5 protein-coding genes are annotated in these 2,520 nt (G+C 70.3%); all 5 read right to left on the reverse strand.

The window, feature by feature from the left end; translation table 11 throughout:
* On the reverse strand, positions 1 to 211 hold a 211-nt coding region (locus tag NW808_RS00005; protein WP_414419865.1), incomplete at its 3' end, for an FAD-dependent oxidoreductase.
* Entirely contained in the window at positions 211 to 1,134 is a 924-nt protein-coding gene (gene nadA / locus NW808_RS00010) for a quinolinate synthase NadA (protein ID WP_414419866.1), read from the reverse strand. The genes NW808_RS00005 and nadA, both read right to left, overlap by 1 nt.
* The gene (locus NW808_RS00015; protein ID WP_414419867.1) at positions 1,127 to 1,537 is read right to left on the reverse strand and encodes a type II toxin-antitoxin system VapC family toxin; all 411 of its coding nucleotides are present in this window, start codon (positions 1,535 to 1,537) and stop codon (positions 1,127 to 1,129) included. Before NW808_RS00015 ends, nadA begins: the two co-directional genes overlap by 8 nt.
* On the reverse strand, positions 1,524 to 1,799 hold the full coding sequence (locus NW808_RS00020) for a CopG family transcriptional regulator (protein ID WP_414419868.1): 276 nt from the start codon (positions 1,797 to 1,799) through the stop codon (positions 1,524 to 1,526). Before NW808_RS00020 ends, NW808_RS00015 begins: the two co-directional genes overlap by 14 nt.
* Positions 1,800 to 1,803: 4 nt before the next feature.
* Positions 1,804 to 2,520 (reverse strand): carboxylating nicotinate-nucleotide diphosphorylase (nadC, locus tag NW808_RS00025; protein ID WP_414419869.1); only part of this gene is annotated, 717 nt, incomplete at its 5' end.

The following is a 2,520-nucleotide window of genomic DNA, read 5'->3' on the forward strand; positions in this document are numbered from 1 at the left end:
CGGCCCGATGGGTGTCCTGGTGGGGGGCCTCGTGGTCTGCCTCATCCAGGGGAAAGGCCACCCCGCCCTGGGCCCAAGGGGTGGACCCCGAGGGCAGGGGGTCCTTGCTGAGGAGGAGGACCCTGGCCCCTTCCGCCTCCGCCGCCAGGGCCCCGTAGACCCCGGCCACGCCCGCTCCCAGAACCAGGAGGTCGGTCTCCAGGCGCTCCATCAGCCCACGGCCACCATGGCGGAAAGGGCCCGCCTGGCCTTCTCGGCCACCGCCTTAGGCACCCGGACCACGTGCTTCAGGTCCCGCAAGGAGAGGTAGACCTTCTCCAGGGTGATCCGCTTCATGTACTCGCAGACGGCGTCCGGCTTCACCGGGAAAAAGGCCTTCCCCGGGGCCTCCTTCCTGAGGCGGTGGAGGATGCCCACCTCCGTGGCCACCACGAACTCCCGCCCCTCGGCGGCCTTGGCGTAACGGACCATCCCCTCGGTGGAGAGCATTTTGGCGTCGGGCTTAAGGTAGAGGCAGCCGGAGCCGCAGCCGCACTCGGGGTGGATGAGGAACTCCGCCCCGGGGTGGGCCTCCAGGAGGGCCTTTAGGTGCTCCTCCCGGATCCCCGCGTGCACGTGGCACTCCCCGGGAAAGAGGTCCAGTTTCCTCCCGGTGACCCGGGCCACGTGGGCCCCCAGGAACATGTCGGGGACGAAGTAGATGGGCCGGTCCTCGGGAAGCCCCGCGACCACCTCCACGGCGTTGGCGCTGGTGACGCAGACGTCGGCCAGGGCCTTCACCTCGGCCCTGGTGTTGACGTAGGCCACCACGAGGCCGTCGGGGTGGGCCGCCTTCCAGGCCAGGACGTCCTCGGGCCGGATGCTGTCGGCCAGGGAACAGCCCGCCTCCAGGTCCGGGAGGAGGACCGTCTTCTCGGGGTTCAGGATGGCGGCCGTCTCCGCCATGAAGTGGACCCCGCAGAAGACGATGACCTCGGCTTCGGTCCTCTGGGCCTCCCGGGCCAAGCCCAAGGAGTCTCCCACGAAGTCCGCCACCTCCTGGACCTCGGGAAGCTGGTAGGAGTGGGCCAGGATGACCGCCCGGCGCTGCCGCTTCAGTTCCAGTACCGCTTGGGTCAGGGTTTCCTTATCCATGGTCTTCGGCTTGGACGGGCTTGAAGCCTTGCCCAAAGAAGTGAACGTCGTAGGCGAAGGCCTTCTCCATCTTCCTATGCCGCATGAAAAGAAAGCTGGCCCAGCCCACCAAGCTCACACCCCTCCGCCCCGAGGCCAGGGTGGCGGTGAGGGCCGCCCGGTGCAGGGCCTCGTCCACGGGGGCCACCCGCACCACCCCCAAAAGGTCGTGGACCAAGGCCCTGGCCGCCTCCATCCCCAGGCGCCTCTGCGCCAAGGCCAGGCTCTCCACCACCCCGTAGGCGTGGGTGTGGAGGGGAACCCTTCGCCGAAGAAGCCCCGCAAAGACCTGGGCCGCTTCCCGGTGGTGGGCGTCTTCCCGGTACAGGAGGGCGTAGAGGGCCGAGGTGTCAACGAAGACCACGGAAGGCCTTTTCCAGATAGCGGTCGTGGGCCTCGCTCACGTCCCCTGCCCCCGAGGCGAAGCGGCCCACCGCCTCCAGGGCGCGCCTCGCCCGCTCCTCGTAGCCGCCCCCTTCCTCCTCGGCCAGGTAGCGCTCCACCGCCCGGCGCACCGGTTCCCCCAGGGAGACCCCCTCCTCCAGGGCCCTGGCCTTCAGCCGGGCCACCTGGTCCGCGGAGAGCTGGACCTGGGTCCGCACCATGCCACCATGATAGCCGGTCATGCCATCATGGCCTGGTCACCAGGAGAGAGAGGTCCAAGGCCTTGGCGGAGTGGGTCAGGGCGCCCACGCTCACGTAGTCCACCCCGGCCTCCGCCGCCCCCCTCGCCCTTTCCAGGGTCATGTTGCCGCTGGCCTCGAGGGGCACCCGCCCCGCCACCCGGCGCACCGCCTCCCGGATGGCCTCCAGGGGGAAGTTGTCCAGGAGGATGAGGTCCGCCCCCGCCTCCAGGGCCTCCTCCAGCTCGGCGAGGCTCGTCACCTCCACCTCCACCTTGAGGTAATGGGGGCCCCCTGCCCTAGCCCGCCGCACCGCTTCCCTGACCCCGCCCGCTGCCCGGATGTGGTTCTCCTTGATGAGAACGCCGTCAAAGAGGCCGAAGCGGTGGTTCTTCCCGCCGCCTCCCCGCCCCGCGTACTTCTCCACGGCCCGGAGGCCGGGCGGGGTCTGGCGGGGGTCCAGAACCTGGGCCTTGGTGCCCTTTAGGGCCTCCACGTAGGCCCGGGTGAGGGTGGCGATACCGGAAAGCCGCTGCAGGAGGTTCAGGGCCAGCCGCTCCCCAGCCAGGATGCCCCTCAGGGGGCCCGCCACCCGGGCTACCTCCTGCCCCCTTCCCACCAAAGCCCCCTCGGCCACCAGAGGGGTGAAGGCCAGCCTGGGCTCCGCCAGGGCGAAGACCCGACCGGCCACGGGCAGGCCCGCCACCACGCCCTCCTCCTTGGC

Origin of the sequence: Synechococcus sp. W70.1, assembly GCF_047461515.1 — a bacterium.
Lineage (GTDB): Bacteria > Cyanobacteriota > Cyanobacteriia > Thermostichales > Thermostichaceae > Thermostichus.

Excerpts from the sequence above, each read along its gene's own strand:
- nadA (WP_414419866.1), bottom strand. The coding sequence starts at position 1,134 with ATGGATAAGGAAACCCTGACCCAAGCGGTACTGGAACTGAAGCGGCAG.
- NW808_RS00020 (WP_414419868.1), bottom strand. The coding sequence starts at position 1,799 with ATGACCGGCTATCATGGTGGCATGGTGCGGACCCAGGTCCAGCTCTCC.